The following is a 255-nucleotide window of genomic DNA, read 5'->3' on the forward strand; positions in this document are numbered from 1 at the left end:
CGAATCAGACCTCTCAATTTGTCGCGCTTCTCGCCCAACTCTTTGAACGTGCCAGACCACTCTTTTGAGGCATCGGAGGACATCTTGCAGCCGTCAATCGCAAAGAGTTCGTTACCTAACAAGCCTTCTTCGTGGCATACCAACAGCACTTGCTCGAACAGCGCTGCAATCTCATCAGCATGGCGGCTGACGAAGCTTGCCAGGGTGGTGAAGTGGGGTACGGTATCGCAGGAAAGCGCTTTGAAAATGATGTTG

Annotated in this window: 1 protein-coding gene; it reads right to left on the minus strand. The window is 52.2% G+C overall.

Annotation, left to right across the window (positions count from 1 at the left end):
* Positions 1 to 255 (minus strand): transposase (locus M8006_RS17995; protein WP_430886852.1); only part of this gene is annotated, 255 nt, incomplete at both ends.

Source organism: Halomonas llamarensis (genome assembly GCF_023555005.1).
GTDB classification, from domain to species: Bacteria; Pseudomonadota; Gammaproteobacteria; order Pseudomonadales; family Halomonadaceae; genus Vreelandella; species Vreelandella llamarensis.